At 46.0% G+C, this 13,836-nt stretch carries 16 protein-coding genes; 2 read left to right on the plus strand and 14 right to left on the minus strand.

Annotated elements, in window-relative coordinates; translation table 11 throughout:
- Window positions 1–21: 21 nt before the first annotated feature.
- The 5 genes from Q7C19_RS13245 to Q7C19_RS13265 all read right to left on the minus strand — a co-directional run bounded on the left by Q7C19_RS13245 (window position 22) and on the right by Q7C19_RS13265 (window position 5,995).
- Complete coding sequence (locus tag Q7C19_RS13245) at window positions 22–957, minus strand: carbohydrate kinase family protein (RefSeq protein WP_056064831.1); 936 nt, start codon at window positions 955–957, stop codon at window positions 22–24.
- Window positions 944–1,801, minus strand: coding sequence for a PRD domain-containing protein (locus Q7C19_RS13250; RefSeq protein ID WP_375092336.1), 858 nt, complete (start codon window positions 1,799–1,801; stop codon window positions 944–946). Before Q7C19_RS13250 ends, Q7C19_RS13245 begins: the two co-directional genes overlap by 14 nt.
- A gap of 110 nt (window positions 1,802–1,911) precedes the next feature.
- Window positions 1,912–3,324 carry a sucrose-specific PTS transporter subunit IIBC gene (locus tag Q7C19_RS13255; protein ID WP_035411994.1) on the minus strand — a complete coding sequence of 471 codons (1,413 nt, stop codon included), beginning with the start codon at window positions 3,322–3,324 and terminating at the stop codon, window positions 1,912–1,914.
- 170 nt (window positions 3,325–3,494) lie between these two features.
- On the minus strand, window positions 3,495–4,298 hold the full coding sequence (locus Q7C19_RS13260) for an endonuclease/exonuclease/phosphatase family protein (protein WP_035411996.1): 804 nt from the start codon (window positions 4,296–4,298) through the stop codon (window positions 3,495–3,497).
- An 86-nt stretch (window positions 4,299–4,384) separates the two neighbouring features.
- The gene (locus Q7C19_RS13265) at window positions 4,385–5,995 is read right to left on the minus strand and encodes a PTS transporter subunit IIBC (protein WP_375092337.1); all 1,611 of its coding nucleotides are present in this window, start codon (window positions 5,993–5,995) and stop codon (window positions 4,385–4,387) included.
- Window positions 5,996–6,306: 311 nt separating this feature from the next.
- Here Q7C19_RS13265 and Q7C19_RS13270 point away from each other — a divergent pair, with 311 nt between their 5' ends.
- Window positions 6,307–6,594, plus strand: a complete 288-nt coding sequence (locus Q7C19_RS13270; RefSeq protein WP_375092314.1) for a helix-turn-helix domain-containing protein — start codon at window positions 6,307–6,309, stop codon at window positions 6,592–6,594.
- A gap of 53 nt (window positions 6,595–6,647) precedes the next feature.
- Here the strand turns inward: Q7C19_RS13270 and queF are convergent, their stop codons facing one another.
- The 9 genes from queF to Q7C19_RS13315 all read right to left on the minus strand — a co-directional run bounded on the left by queF (window position 6,648) and on the right by Q7C19_RS13315 (window position 12,805).
- Window positions 6,648–7,136: a preQ(1) synthase gene (gene queF, locus Q7C19_RS13275; RefSeq protein ID WP_035412002.1), complete on the minus strand. Its 489-nt coding sequence runs from the start codon at window positions 7,134–7,136 to the stop codon at window positions 6,648–6,650.
- A gap of 13 nt (window positions 7,137–7,149) precedes the next feature.
- Window positions 7,150–7,866: a 7-carboxy-7-deazaguanine synthase QueE gene (gene queE / locus Q7C19_RS13280; protein ID WP_035412005.1), complete on the minus strand. Its 717-nt coding sequence runs from the start codon at window positions 7,864–7,866 to the stop codon at window positions 7,150–7,152.
- Entirely contained in the window at window positions 7,863–8,318 is a 456-nt protein-coding gene (gene queD / locus Q7C19_RS13285; protein WP_023469724.1) for a 6-carboxytetrahydropterin synthase QueD, read from the minus strand. Before queD ends, queE begins: the two co-directional genes overlap by 4 nt.
- Window positions 8,315–8,971 (minus strand): 7-cyano-7-deazaguanine synthase QueC, encoded by a 657-nt coding sequence (gene queC / locus Q7C19_RS13290; RefSeq protein WP_023469723.1) that lies wholly within the window; start codon window positions 8,969–8,971, stop codon window positions 8,315–8,317. Before queC ends, queD begins: the two co-directional genes overlap by 4 nt.
- Before the next feature lie 171 nt (window positions 8,972–9,142).
- A complete protein-coding gene (gene bshB2 / locus Q7C19_RS13295; protein ID WP_214856686.1) occupies window positions 9,143–9,793 on the minus strand; it encodes a bacillithiol biosynthesis deacetylase BshB2 in 651 nt (216 codons plus the stop codon).
- On the minus strand, window positions 9,790–10,158 hold the full coding sequence (locus Q7C19_RS13300; protein WP_035412012.1) for a YojF family protein: 369 nt from the start codon (window positions 10,156–10,158) through the stop codon (window positions 9,790–9,792). The genes bshB2 and Q7C19_RS13300 overlap by 4 nt, the downstream gene beginning before the upstream one ends.
- A gap of 61 nt (window positions 10,159–10,219) precedes the next feature.
- Window positions 10,220–11,035, minus strand: coding sequence for a pyridoxine/pyridoxal/pyridoxamine kinase (gene pdxK / locus Q7C19_RS13305; protein ID WP_023469720.1), 816 nt, complete (start codon window positions 11,033–11,035; stop codon window positions 10,220–10,222).
- Between the two features lie 131 nt (window positions 11,036–11,166).
- Entirely contained in the window at window positions 11,167–12,171 is a 1,005-nt protein-coding gene (locus tag Q7C19_RS13310; RefSeq protein WP_035412015.1) for an inorganic phosphate transporter, read from the minus strand.
- Window positions 12,172–12,187: 16 nt separating this feature from the next.
- Window positions 12,188–12,805, minus strand: a complete 618-nt coding sequence (locus tag Q7C19_RS13315) for a DUF47 domain-containing protein (RefSeq protein ID WP_035412018.1) — start codon at window positions 12,803–12,805, stop codon at window positions 12,188–12,190.
- A gap of 343 nt (window positions 12,806–13,148) precedes the next feature.
- On the opposite strand from Q7C19_RS13315, the gene cbpA reads away from it, so the two are divergent.
- A complete protein-coding gene (gene cbpA, locus Q7C19_RS13320) occupies window positions 13,149–13,787 on the plus strand; it encodes a cyclic di-AMP binding protein CbpA (RefSeq protein ID WP_035412021.1) in 639 nt (212 codons plus the stop codon).
- Window positions 13,788–13,836: the final 49 nt, after the last annotated feature.

Raw genomic sequence — 13,836 nt, forward strand, 5'->3', positions numbered from 1 at the left:
TCTCCGTCTTTTTTTACGGATTTAACTCAAGCGATGAGCGACTTCATCAAGTGTTGGCAAGGCAGCCATTGCACCTTTGACGGAAGCAGCAAGCCCACCTGAAATCGCTGCGAATCGTCCGATATCATGAAGTTCATCTGCTGACCAAGCGAATGAAAAATCACGTAACGCACACTGATAGAGTAACCCGGACATGAAAGCATCCCCAGCTCCTGTCGTATCAATCGCGTCGACCGTAATCGCATCGATGACAGCCATCGCGTGATCCGTATACAGAATCGACCCTTCACTTCCACGCGTGATAGCGAGAAGACGGATCGGGTATTCAGCTAACAATTCGGCAGCCCCGTCATCAAGGTCTGTTTGTCCTGTTAAAAACGTTAACTCTTCCTCGGCGAGTTTGACGATTTGTGCATCCGGTAGGACGGACCGGATCGTCGTCCGTGCTTCATCGAGATTTGGCCATAACGATTCACGCAAGTTCGGATCATACGAGACAGGCACTTGGTGTTCTTTCGCACGAGCGATAGCTGTTCGTGTAGCGTTTACGGCTTCACCAGTGATCAAAGAGATAGAGCCGATGTGTAATAAATCGACAGACTCGAAGTCCTCTGGTACATGTGTTTCGTGAAAATGCATATCAGCGCGTTCCGCATTGATGAACTCAAATGACCGCTCGCCATCCTGCCCATTCGTGACGAGGACAAGACCTGTCTTTTGTGTTGAATCATGGATGAGGTAATCCGTGCGGACGCCATAGTGATGTAACGTATCTTTCAAGAAGTGGCCCATCGAATCATCTCCGACCGCTCCAAGAAAATAACTGTCTGCGCCTAATCGAGCGAGTCCGACGGAGACATTGGCAGGAGCACCCCCAGGATTTTTTTGAAATGTCATGTTTTCGGCATCAAGAGGAATCAAATCAATCAGTGCTTCCCCTAAACTAAAGATTTTCATACGTAGAACTCCTTTCAAGGTCGGGACGAATCCGTTCAATGTGTAAAGCCATATAACCAATTTCTGATTCAGGGACACGCGTATCGAGTTCGACTGCAAGCCAGTCTCCCATCTGATTCGCACAGGCGTAGGCGTCTGCATAACGGGTTTTGACAGCTGATAGAATTACGTCATCCATGTCGTGTAACGTTTCTCCCTGTTCGATCCGAGCGAGGACCAATTTCATATGCGTGAAGAAACGATAGTACGTCATCGACGATGTTTCGATCGTTTTTCCAAAAAAGACTTCAATCTGTTCACGCAGTTCATTGAGTAACATGACCGTCTGCAAAGCAGTTGCCATGTTCGGATGAGTCTGGCGTGCATTATATAAGTGAAGCGCGATGTTCGCTGCTTCTTCTTTAGGGAGGGTGACCTGTAACGCGCGTTCGATTTCAAGGACTGCCCATTCTCCGATCGCATATTCTGGTCCATATAAAAGACGAATCTCTTCTGCTAGTCGATTATGCACGACGAGTTGTTCACGTGCTAGCCGTACGGCATGAGCGAGGTGATCCGTCAGACTGACATGAATATAGTCATGAAACGGCGTCTGAAGTTCACCTTCTGCATGCGAGATGATGCGTTCGGATAAGTCGATGATCTCAAGTGGTGTCGTCGTCAGAATCTCTTTGAACTGTTCCGCATTTTCAAACGAAGGGATGAACATTTTTTCGATCTTCGTCGCTTGGATCGGATCTTTTTTCTTTTTTCCAAAGGCGATACCGGGTCCCATGATGATGCGTTCTTGTCCATTTTCTTTAACGACAACTGCATTGTTGTTGAGGATTTTATGAATAATCAGCCTGACGTCCTCCTTTCCAGTCTTTTCTTTATTATAAAGCGAACGTAGAGCTTTGCGAACCGACAAATGCGACCACCGAGTCAGTGGACCCGGTTTGGTCGCATGAAGGATTAAGCAGCAATGTCTGTTTCTTTTTGTTTACGTGCATCAAGACGCATCAAGACGACAGTCGAAACAAAAGCAGTGACGACCGCAATCGCGAATCCAACGAGGTAGTTGATCAAATTCGTTGCACCGAGCGGGGCGACGATCGCGATCATCGGGATTCCAGTTAGTCCGTAGGCGTTCGCCGCGACTTGCGTTAAGACGACATAACCGCCACCAATCGCACCACCGATTGCACCACCGATGAATGGTTTTCCAAGACGTAAGTTGACGCCGTAGATGACAGGTTCCGTGATACCGAGAAAGGCTGAGAACGCAGACGGTAGGGCAAGTGCTTTGAGTTTGACGTTCTTTGTCAAAAAGTAGACGGCAAGTCCGGCACCGCCTTGAGCGACGTTCGCCATCGACCAGATCGGTAAAAGGAAGTTCTTTCCGATACTTTTATCGGCAAGTAACCCTGCTTCGATTGCATGGAAACTGTGATGCATCCCAGTGATGACAATCGTCGAGTAAAGTCCACCAAAGAGGAGACCAGCGACGACTGAGAACTGTTCGTAGAAGAAGACGAGTACGAATGAGATTCCTTTCCCGAGCAACGTTCCGATTGGACCGATGACGATCAATGCTAGGAAACCAGTGACGAGGACCGTAACGAATGGTGTGACGAGTAAGTCGAGCGTTTCAGGTGTTCGTTTCCGGACTTGTTGTTCAATCTTTGCCATGACCCAGACAGTTAAGAGAACCGGGAAGACCGTTCCTTGGTATCCGATTAACTCGATGTTCATTCCGAGGAATTTCATGACTTCAGGATCACTGTTCCCAAGTGTCCATGGATTCAAGAGGGACGGGTGTGTCATGATTCCCCCGATGACGGCACCGAGATACGGATTTGCACCGAATTCACGAGCTGCCGAGAAACCGATCAGGATCGGTAAGATGATGAAGGCTGAAGACGAGAACATATCAAGTAGTTGAACAATCGGCGAATCGCCCTCGACCCAACCGAATGCTTTGATCATACCGAGTAATCCCATCAAGAGACCGGCAGCGACGATTGCTGGAATGAGTGGAACGAAGACGTTCGAAAGGGAACGGGCAAGACGGGCGAACGGGTTTAATTTTTGAGATGCAGCCTTTTTAACGTCGAGTGGCTCTTCTCCATCGACTTTCACACCAGCGAGTGGTGCAAACGCAGCGAATACCTTATTAACGGTACCGGTCCCGAAGATGATTTGATATTGACCAGAGCTCGAGAAGGCACCACTCACACCATCCAAATCTTCAAGTGCCGCTTGATCTACCTTTGATTCGTCATGTAAAACAAGGCGTAAGCGTGTCGCGCAGTGAGCGGCAGTAATGATGTTCTCGCGTCCACCGACAAGTTCAAGTACACGTTTAGCAGTTTGTTGATAGTCCATCGGAAAAGTCCTCCTTTTTTCGTGAAACACGCTAGATGAGACAAAAAAAGGCAAGACCGAACGACACCTCTCCTAAGAAGGTGTCATTTCGGTCTTGCCAGCCATACTGTCACAATCCGCACTATTGATTTGATTTCATCATAAAGCAGAAAAGAAAGCGTTGTCAACAATCAATTTTCATTTTTTTGAATCCGAATATCAACCTCAACCCCGTAGTGATCGGAAACGACGGGTCCGTGAATCCCATCGAAGACGACACCGACGCGCTCGACATCGATCTTTCGGTTCGATAAGACAAGATCGATGCGTAATCCTTGTTGATTGTCTTCCCATCCATCGATGTTGCCATCGATCGTTTCAATCCCGACCGTTTCCTTAGCAAGCAGAAAAACGTCATGTAATCCTCGTTGCATCATATAGTCATACCCTGTATTTCGTTCTAAGGCATCATTGTTGAAATCCCCGAGGAAAAACGTCCATTCAAGTGGATCCATCCGAGCCATCAAGTGGTTGAATTGTTCCTGGAACGGCTCGACTTCATCTGCCCACCAGCCGAGATGACAGGTATTGAACGTGATGGGTGTTCCGTCGACTTGGATCGTGGCACGGACGATTTTCCGTGATTTCCAATCGAGTGTATCCTGACTACGGCTGACATAATAACTGTCTGACTTCAAGATCGGGTGTTTCGTCAATAAGGCGAGTCCTTCTTCGTATTTATCGTATCCGATATGGGCAAAATCCCAGATGAGGGAGTAGGTTTGACCTTGTTCCTTTAAGGCTTGCTGAATTAAATAAGCAAAATTATCATTACGCACCTCATCATGGACGATCGGTGTATCCATTAATTGACTGACTTCTTGCAGTGCGATGACATCATAATCTTGTGCGAGGATCTGTTGGACGATCTGCTTTAATTTTTCGAGTGGCTGTTCTTCCTGCCATGAATGACAGTTTAGTGTGAGTAGACGCATGAGTGGTCCTCCTGATTTTTCAAATAAGAAAGGTGAAACTCTTATAAAAGAGCTTCACCTTTAGGTAGTTCCCTAATCTCGCAGGTTTATGCGCCGATCCGGTCTTGGATATCTGATTTTAAGATATCGGCTTTTGGACCGTAGATGGCTTGCACGCCATTGTTCTTAAGGATCAGACCAAGTGCACCGTTTGCTTTCCAGTCTGCTTCTTTTGCAACAAGCGCTGGATCTTTGACAGTGACACGAAGACGCGTCATACAGGCATCGACGTCCTCGATGTTTTGCTGTCCACCAAGCAAATCGATGATTTGTGAAGCTTGCGAACCGTCGGCAGGAGATGATGTCGCAGCAGCCTCACCTGAAGCTTCAGTTGTCGATACGTTGATATCGTCCAGATAGTTCCCGTTACGACCTGGTGTCGCATAGTTGAACTTCTTGATGACGAAACGGAACGTGAAGAAGTTCAAGAAGAAGAAGAACACACAGACACCGATGAAGCGAATTAAATCACCAATCAAACCAGCTTTTGCAATCAATGGAATGCGTGTCAGAAGTTCGATTGCACCGAACGCATGAATCCGAAGATGCATGACATCCGCTAGTGCGAAGGCAACACCTGTTAGTACAGCATAGATGACGTAAAGAACAGGAGCGATGAACATGAACATGAACTCGATTGGCTCTGTGACACCTGTCAAGAAGACAGCGAGTCCTGCAGATAGGAAGACCGGTTTGTATGCTTTTTTCTTATCTTCATCGACTGACATGTACATTGCGACAGCAATACCGATCAATGAAGCAAGTGATGTGACGACTTGTCCTTCTTTGAAGCGGGCAGGAACGACACTGTTGATTAAGTCATTGTATCCTTGTGTGTTACCGGCTTGCTTTAAGTTGACAAGGTCAGTGATCCAAGCGAGCCAAAGCGGATCTTGACCAGCAACCGTCGATCCTTGAGCAGCACCTGTCAAGATTTTGTACGTTCCACCTAATTCCGTGTAGTTCATCGGTACAGTCAACATATGGTGCAGACCGAACGGAAGTAATAGACGTTCCAGTGTACCGTATACGAACGGTGCAATGATCGGTGCAGAATCACGTGAAGAGGCAATCCAGCGCCCGAAGTCATTCAACAATCCTTGGACGAACGGCCAAACGAGTGACAATGCGAATGCTGCAACAACCGATCCACCGATGACGACGAATGGAACAAAACGTTTTCCGTTAAAGAAGGCGAGCGCATCTGGCAATTTACTGAAGTTATAAAATTTATTAAAGAGAACGGCACCAAGGAAACCAGAAATGATTCCGACGAAGACCCCCATGTTAAGCGCAGGTGCCCCTAAAACTGAAGTGAAATAATCTTTTACGATGAGCTCAGAACCAAGCAATGAATTGACCGTTGCTTTTGGGTCCGCGATCATGTCAGCATTGACGCCAAAGATAGCGCCTGTGACACGGTTGATCAAAATGAAGGCGAGTAACGCTGCGAACGCACCACCAGCACGTTCTTTTGCCCACGATCCACCAATCGCGACGGCGAATAAGACGTGGAGATTCGTAATAATAGCCCAACCTAAATCCTCAACGATCCGGGCAATCGTTTGCATTAATACGATGTCGCCTCCGTACATGCCGATCAGTTTCCCGACCGAGATCATGATTCCTGCAGCAGGCATAACAGCGATGACGACCATCAACGCTTTACCGAGTTTTTGCCAAAAATCGAACGAAATAGCATTTTTCAAGATCATTCACTCCTTTTGGATCTCTTTTTCTCTAATATGTGTGTAAGAACAGTGCAATAATGTAAGCGATTAATGCAACCGTTTGCATATAGAATTGTAAGCGATAACTTTTTAAAAAGCTAGTGTTTTATAAGAAAAACATTCGGAAATTTATTTCAGTGGAAAAATGACAGTTCGGAAAGGTATTCAAATTTAAAAAAAAAGAGAAAAAGGCTACAGTGAACATTGTTTGGTTTCAAAAAAGAAAAGATGTTGGGCGGATGAAAGAAGGGATTCAACCGATCGGGCAGTACGGTCAGCGGATTCGTACATTACGAGAACGTCATCAGTTAGATCAGCATACATTAGCTGAATTGACTAAAATGACACTTGAGATGATTCGATGTATCGAAAATAGCATTGTGGATCCGTCTTTTTCGATGATTGAGCGGCTGGTCCGTGCTTTGCAGATTATTTTGGATCATTTGTTACGGCATATTTATATTTGGTCATCTGAAGTCATCTGTCAGCACGATCGTACGACCTTGATCGACATCCCGTCGAGTTAATGGGTATGAAAAAGAGAAACGGTGGAAAAGTCCACTGTTCCTCTTTTGAGCGTTTAACGATTATCGACAGTCTCAGGATAGAGATCGTGATTGAATAGACGATGTTCTGCCATTCGTTCATATTTTGTACCAGGTTTTCCGTAGTTGTAGTACGGGTCAATCGAAATTCCCCCACGTGGCGTAAATTTCCCCCACACTTCGAGGTAGCGCGGTTCCATCAATTTCACGAGATCTTTCCCGATGACGTTGATGCAGTTCTCGTGGAAATCACCGTGATTACGGAAGCTGAATAGATACAATTTAAGTGATTTCGATTCGACGAGTTTTTCATCCGGGATATACGAAATGTAGATCGTCGCGAAGTCCGGTTGATTCGTAATCGGGCAAAGGCTCGTAAATTCTGGTGCATTGAATTTTACGAAGTAATCATTTTCCGGATGGCGGTTCGGAAACGCTTCGAGAACTTCGGGTTGATATTCGAAAATGTATGGAACGGCTTTTTGGCCGAGTAACGATAAGTCGTTTAGATCTTCAGGGCGCATGAATCATTTCTCCTTAGACGCCACGATCGTTCGCGAAAACGAGGGCGTGTAGTTGTGGTAGGACACGTGCGTGATTAAAACGTTCATCACGAGCAACGCGTTCCCAAAGTGTTTTTAAATCGTGTAGCATCCGTGGGGCGATCGTACCTTCTTCGTGCGGATCCGGATTTCCGAGTGATAGATAGAGCGTTTTTAAGGCATATCGCTCTGAAATCATCGCCGCGAAATCAAGATCTGCTTCATCAAAAATGACGATTTTAACGGCACGCTGTTGTTCTGGTAGACGCTTGAAAAAAACATCCAAACGATCAAAATCGATGTTCATGCCACTTGAGGGCGGTTTAGGACTGAGTGTGACGTCATCGATATCAAGTAACCAATTTTGCCAGTAAGAACCTTGTGTCTCAACCGACATCGTGATGTTTCGTTCTTTTAATGCCTCAACCAGCGTACCGATCGAAGCATGAAGTAACGGGTTCCCACCAGAAATCGTGACATGTCCGTAAGAGCCGAGTGCATCGAGGCGTTCCATGATCGTCTCTGCCGTCAAGAGTTCAGGTTTTTCAGAACCATCCCATGTGAAGGCGGAGTCACACCATGAACAGGAATAGTCGCAGCCACCGGTTCGGACGAACATCGTCTTTTGACCGATTGATCGTCCTTCCCCTTGGAACGTTGGTCCGAAAATCTCGAGAACCGGAATTTTTGGCGTTTTCGTTAAGGCACTCATGCTTCGTTCATCCACTCACGACGGACTTCAGCAAAAGCAGTCGGCGTCTCATAAAGTTTGACGAATTCGACACGAAGTCCACGTTCGTCTGGAAGGTGTTGTCCGAGCGTCTCAAAAATCCACGCCGCCATGTTTTCAGCTGTCGTATTCATGTATGGTAATGATTCATTTAAATAACGGTGATCGAGAAGTGGTTCGAGATGTGTTTTAAAGATTTTCTTAAGATCACCAAAATCAAGTGTCATACCGCGGTGATCAAGAAAACCACTGATGCCCATATCGACATGGTACGTATGACCATGAAGCGCACGGCATTTCCCATCGTAATCATATAGGTGGTGCGCTGCGTCAAACGTCAGTTTTTTGACGATCATGACGCGAGATTTCGTATAGATAAGCGAGTCGCCAGTCGGGCGCTCGACCGTTTCAGGTGCTTCGTAATTGAATGTCATGTGTGTTGAACCTCCTTGATGTATGCATCTAATCCATTTTTTCGTAATTCACAGGCCGGGCATTCGCCGCAACCATCTCCAATGACGCCGTTGTAACACGTCAACGTGCGATTTCGAACGAAATCAAACGCACCGAGCGAGTCGGCAAGCGCCCACGTTTCTTTTTTGTCGAGCCACATGAGTGGCGTGTGCAGTACGAATGGATAGTCCATTGCAAGGTTCAATGTCACATTCAGTGACTTGATGAAGGCATCACGGCAGTCTGGGTAACCAGAAAAGTCCGTTTCACATACGCCAGTGACGATATGACGGATTCCGCGTCCTTTCGCGAGGACGGCTGCGAACGAAAGAAACAGGTGGTTCCGTCCATCTACAAAAGTAGAAGGTAGACCATCTTCGTTCGTCGTGATGGTTTGGCTGTGGTCAGTCAAGGCGTTACTCGTTAGTTGACTGAGAAGAGAGAGATCAAGCTCATGGTGTTTGACACCGAGCTCAGAGGCGATGTCGCGTGCGACTTCGAGTTCTTGTGCATGACGTTGTCCGTAATTAAACGTCACGACTTCGACTTCTTCATACTGTTTCAGTGCCTGAAACAGACAAGTCGTTGAGTCTTGGCCGCCGCTAAAGACGACAAGAGCACGTTCGTTTTTCATAATGTACACTTCCATTCCTAGTTTTTATAACGGAGGAGGTTACGAACTCCGGAGACGTAGTCTCAACTATTCACACTAGCAGAAGCCATCAAAAAAGTCGACGTTTTCTAATGAAGGCCAAAAAAGAGATGCTGATTGTCGCTCGGACGATCGGCATCTCTTAATAGGAAATTACAGCGGATAGTGGTAATAGCGTTCTTTGACGAGCAGGTCACGGATGTTCGAGTCTTCCGAGATGACTTTCATCAAACCACCTGTTTGAGAAGCGTGTGCTTCGAGTGCCTTGATCTTTTGATCCGTATAGGCACTGACATCGTGAATGAATGTTCCTTCTCCAAGCTCTTCTTTCGTATTGTTCGCAAAAGCGACCGCAAGGAACTCAGGGCGATCGGCAGGATCCATCATCCGAAGGGCACGAACGACGGCGCGAGCTGTCGCTTCGTGATCGGGATGGACCGCGTAACCCGGATAAAATGAAATCAAGCGAGTCGGACGCGTTTGTTGAATCAACGTAAGGATACGGTCAGCAAGTGCCGCTTCATCCTCGAATTCAACGGTCTTATCGCGAAGTCCCCACATTTGGAGATCCGAAATCTTCATTTTTTCAGCTGCATCGATCAACTCACGTTTGCGAATCGTTGCGAGCTGTTCCCGGTTCGTAAAGACAGGGCGTCCCATGTTACGGCCCATCTCACCGAGCGTCAAACAAGCATATGTGACAGGACCACGATTTTCTGCGTGCTCGATGATCGTACCAGCAGAACTGAAGGCTTCGTCATCCGGGTGAGGGAAGACGACGAGTAAATGATCTTCGTGTGTCATGCGTCTACCTCCTCTGCACCTTGAGCAAATGGTGTCGGGCTAAGTTCAAAAGCAATCGCAAGACGTCCTTCGACATCGTGACCGGCAATCAACAATTGATCCCCAGCAAATTCGAAATCAGTTAATCCCTCACCGTATAACCAGCCGTGTGCAAGTTTCAAACCGATCCGGTAAGGACCGTTTCCTGTGATCAAACCACGTTCGTAAGTGATTTCCGCATTACGGAAAAACATCCCTGCGCTATGGAAGGTCGGATCTTGGTGCGTCGCGTAGGCACCGTTCGTCGTCTCAACGTGTACGTATAACGGTGTATTCGCATGTTCGTCGATATAACGCTGTATCTCTTGTAAATCAATGGCTTGCATAAATCATTCTCCTCTCCTATACAGAAAGAAGTCCGCGGATATCGCGGACTTCTTAAGCGGATCAAGACTGGACTGTACGATGTGCAGCGTGATCAGTTGGTCCGACGTATTCATTCAAACGGAATGAATGACGAATCGCAGAAGTGATAAAAGATTTTGCTGTACGGACAGCAGCTTCTACCGATGCACCTTTTGCGAGTTCGGCCGTGATTGCTGCAGAGTACGTGCAGCCGGCACCGTGCGTGTACGGTGTCTCGATTCGTTCGTCCTCAATCAGGATAAACTCTTTTCCGTCATAAAGCACGTCAACTGCTTGTGGATGGTCAATCTTACTGCCACCTTTAACAAGAACGTATTGCGCACCTTTTTCATGAATCCGCGCTGCTGCAAGTTTCATTTCGTCTATCGTTGCTGGCGTTTTACCAAGACCCGATAATTGACCTGCTTCAAAGACGTTCGGTGTGACGACTGTCGCAAGTGGTGTCAAGACATCACGAAGTGCGTTCGCTGTATCAGGGTTTAGCACCTCATCCTCGCCTTTACAGACCATAACAGGATCGATGACGACGTTTTGGACGCCGGATGATTTGATTTTTTCGGCAACGGCTTCAATGATTTCGACAGTCGGGAGCATTCCCGTCTTCATCGCATCAACACCAATACCTCCAAGGACCGTGTGGATTTGTGTCCGGACGAGTTCTGTGTCGATTGGGTAAACCGCATGATGCCAAGAGTGATCAGGATCTTGAGCGACGATGACCGTCAAGGCATTCATTCCGTAGACGCCAAGTTCTTGGAACGTCTTTAAATCAGCTTGAATGCCAGCTCCACCACTCGTGTCGGAACCAGCAATCGTTAAGGCTTTACGTTTTGTCATGGGGCATTCCTCCTAAAGAAATAGACAATCCTTCTTGTTCTTCATGATAGCGAATTATGGGAAAAACAACAACTGTCGACGCTTCTAGCGTAGACAAAACCCCACCTATCTTGAATAGGCGGGGTGCGTACTTATTTAATGAATAAGAAGTCGAGAATATAGTAGATCATAGCAGCTAAAGCCATTGAAATCGGCAATGTGATGACCCATGTGATAAGCATGCGTTGCGCTGTTCCCCACTTGACACCTTTCTTACGGTGCGATGTACCTACACCTAAGATGGCAGATGAGATGACGTGTGTCGTCGAAACAGGAAGATGAATCGCCGTTGCACCAAAAATGATTGCTGCTGATGTTAAGTCAGCTGCTACACCATTGACTGGACGGATTTTCATGATTTGACCACCGACGGTTTTGATGATGCGCCATCCACCGACAGATGTTCCGAGACCCATTGCGATCGCACAGGAAAGTTTAACCCAAGTGGCAACTTCGTGATCCGTTTGGAAACCAGACGAAATCAAAGCGAGTGTGATGATCCCCATCGCTTTTTGCGCATCATTCGTACCGTGTGTGTACGATTGTAATGCAGCAGTTGCGATTTGGACGTGGCGGAAGCGACGATTCGTTTTCGCCAAATTTCCTTTTTTGAAGATGATTTTAAAGACTGCATATACGATGAAACCGAGTGTGAAGGCGAGTACTGGTGAAATCAGCAAAGCTTCAACGATTTTCAAGAACCCTTTTGCTTCGATGCCACCAAATCCAACAGAGGCAACAGCTGCACCAGCAATCGAACCAATCAGTGTATGCGACGAACTTGACGGAATACCAAAGTACCAAGTCAAGAGATTCCAAGCAATGGCTGAAATCAAGGCAGCGATGACGACATAGCTCCCGTGTTCAAGTGTTGACGGGTCAACGATGTCACCAGAGATCGTTTTTGCGACTCCAGTGAATGTGATTGCACCTAGGAAGTTCATCGATGCAGCCAAAATGATGGCATGGCGTGGTTTCAAAGCGCGAGTCGATACAGCAGTCGCGATTGAGTTCGCTGTATCGTGGAAACCGTTGATGAAGTCGAAGCTAAGTGCGAGAATCACGATTATGGCGGTGATGATAAACAGGCTATCCATCTCGTTAGCTCCTCACTTAAGCGTTTTTCATGATGATCGTTTCAATGACGTTAGCTGCGTCTTGGCAGTAGTCCGCGATTGATTCGAGCGATTCATAGATTTCTTTGTATTGAATGATTTTAATTGGATCTGTTTCTGTTGCGAACAATGCTTTGATTGATTTACGGCGTAAGTTATCACAAATCGTCTCTTGTTCTTTGATTTTAATGACGTGTTCACGCATCGGTTGCAATTTACGTGCAACAAGAAGATCCATTGACGTTGCGAGTTCTGAAACAGCGATGTTGATTTCATCAACGAACTTAATCATGTGCTCGTCTGCTTGAACGATATTGTAGATTTCGAAAATAGCAGAACATTCTTCAAAGCCATCTAAGACGTCATCGAGTGCGTTAGCGAGTGCGAGTAAGTCTTCGCGATCGATTGGCGTGATGAACGCGTTGTTCAAGTCGATGATCAACTGATGCATCAAATCGTCCCCAGCTGTTTCGAAGTCTTTTACTTTATGTGCAAATTCTTTTACATCCGCGATGCCGTTGATTTTAAAGTCAACGAAGAATTGCGAAGTCGTTTTTAAGTGTCCTGCGATTTCTGATAATTTAACTGCGAATGGATCTTGTTTTTTACTAAACATTTCTTCTGCCTCCATATTAAGAACAAGAATAGAATATAGTGAAGCAACTTCACGAGTTCGATTGTAGCAGACGGTATTGTAAAAGAATACATTTATGAAGCGTCTTTACGAAATCTTAATAAATCTTAATATGAAGGTGATTGTAGATTTAATAAATTATCTGACAATAGGAGATTACATGTGTACTTAATTGAAATAGGTTGGATTGCGTTGTGATTACAAGCGAATGTCTTGTGATTGTAAGAATAAAAGCGCATCAGAAGTGGGAAAAGAGGATATGGCGTATGAAAATCGAATGATATGATTAAGTCTGCGTAATTAGGTAAAAGAGGAGGATTTTATTATGCTCGTTCAAAGTTTATGTATCCCGAAGCACCAATGTGTCACGATTTCCGAAACAGCGACGATCCGTGAAGCGCTTGACACGCTTGAAAAAACCGGATACCGATGTGTCCCGGTTCTTAGTCAGACAGGACAGGATTTCAAGGGGAATATCTATAAGATGCACATTTATCGTCATGGGATGAATGGTGGCAGTTTAGACGACAATGTCATGTCGCTGATTAAGAATACATCCAAATACATCTATACAGGAAGTAATTTCTTTGAAGTCTTCTTCTCAATTAAGGAATTACCGTATATTGCGGTCTTAAATGACGACGGTCATTTTTTCGGTATCTTACCGCACGGGAAGATGCTTGGAATGCTTGAGGAAGCGTGGAATCGTGATTCGGGAAGTTACGTCTTAACGGTAGCCTTAAGTGAACAAAAAGGGGCGCTCGAGAAAATTTCGAAGATCGTTAACAAATATTCAACGGTGGCGAGTCTGATGACTCTCGATGCAAAGAGTAGTGTCATGCGTCGCGTATTAATTACGTTACCAACAGATTGTGACGAGAAGACGAAGAAAAAAATCGTGAAGAAACTTGACGACAAGGGTCTTCGTGTCGTCGCTGTTGAAGATTTAGCTGTTCGTGTATAATGGACCCGCATAAGACCAGTCATGACTGGTCTTTTTTTGAGGGAAAGGA

Source organism: Exiguobacterium sp. PHA03, from assembly GCF_041945985.1.
Lineage (GTDB): Bacteria > Bacillota > Bacilli > Exiguobacteriales > Exiguobacteriaceae > Exiguobacterium_A.

What these genes read in the sequence shown, in the direction of transcription:
- Q7C19_RS13245 (WP_056064831.1), bottom strand. Translation starts at nt 957, where the DNA reads ATGAAAATCTTTAGTTTAGGGGAAGCACTGATTGATTTGATTCCTCTT.
- Q7C19_RS13255 (WP_035411994.1), bottom strand. Translation starts at nt 3,324, where the DNA reads ATGGACTATCAACAAACTGCTAAACGTGTACTTGAACTTGTCGGTGGA.
- Q7C19_RS13260 (WP_035411996.1), bottom strand. Translation starts at nt 4,298, where the DNA reads ATGCGTCTACTCACACTAAACTGTCATTCATGGCAGGAAGAACAGCCA.
- Q7C19_RS13265 (WP_375092337.1), bottom strand. Translation starts at nt 5,995, where the DNA reads ATGGTCGTCATCGCTGTTATGCCTGCTGCAGGAATCATGATCTCGGTC.
- Q7C19_RS13270 (WP_375092314.1), top strand. Translation starts at nt 6,307, where the DNA reads ATGAAAGAAGGGATTCAACCGATCGGGCAGTACGGTCAGCGGATTCGT.
- queF (WP_035412002.1), bottom strand. Translation starts at nt 7,136, where the DNA reads ATGCGCCCTGAAGATCTAAACGACTTATCGTTACTCGGCCAAAAAGCC.
- queE (WP_035412005.1), bottom strand. Translation starts at nt 7,866, where the DNA reads ATGAGTGCCTTAACGAAAACGCCAAAAATTCCGGTTCTCGAGATTTTC.
- queD (WP_023469724.1), bottom strand. Translation starts at nt 8,318, where the DNA reads ATGACATTCAATTACGAAGCACCTGAAACGGTCGAGCGCCCGACTGGC.
- queC (WP_023469723.1), bottom strand. Translation starts at nt 8,971, where the DNA reads ATGAAAAACGAACGTGCTCTTGTCGTCTTTAGCGGCGGCCAAGACTCA.
- bshB2 (WP_214856686.1), bottom strand. Translation starts at nt 9,793, where the DNA reads ATGACACACGAAGATCATTTACTCGTCGTCTTCCCTCACCCGGATGAC.
- Q7C19_RS13300 (WP_035412012.1), bottom strand. Translation starts at nt 10,158, where the DNA reads ATGCAAGCCATTGATTTACAAGAGATACAGCGTTATATCGACGAACAT.
- pdxK (WP_023469720.1), bottom strand. Translation starts at nt 11,035, where the DNA reads ATGACAAAACGTAAAGCCTTAACGATTGCTGGTTCCGACACGAGTGGT.
- Q7C19_RS13310 (WP_035412015.1), bottom strand. Translation starts at nt 12,171, where the DNA reads ATGGATAGCCTGTTTATCATCACCGCCATAATCGTGATTCTCGCACTT.
- Q7C19_RS13315 (WP_035412018.1), bottom strand. Translation starts at nt 12,805, where the DNA reads ATGTTTAGTAAAAAACAAGATCCATTCGCAGTTAAATTATCAGAAATC.
- cbpA (WP_035412021.1), top strand. Translation starts at nt 13,149, where the DNA reads ATGCTCGTTCAAAGTTTATGTATCCCGAAGCACCAATGTGTCACGATT.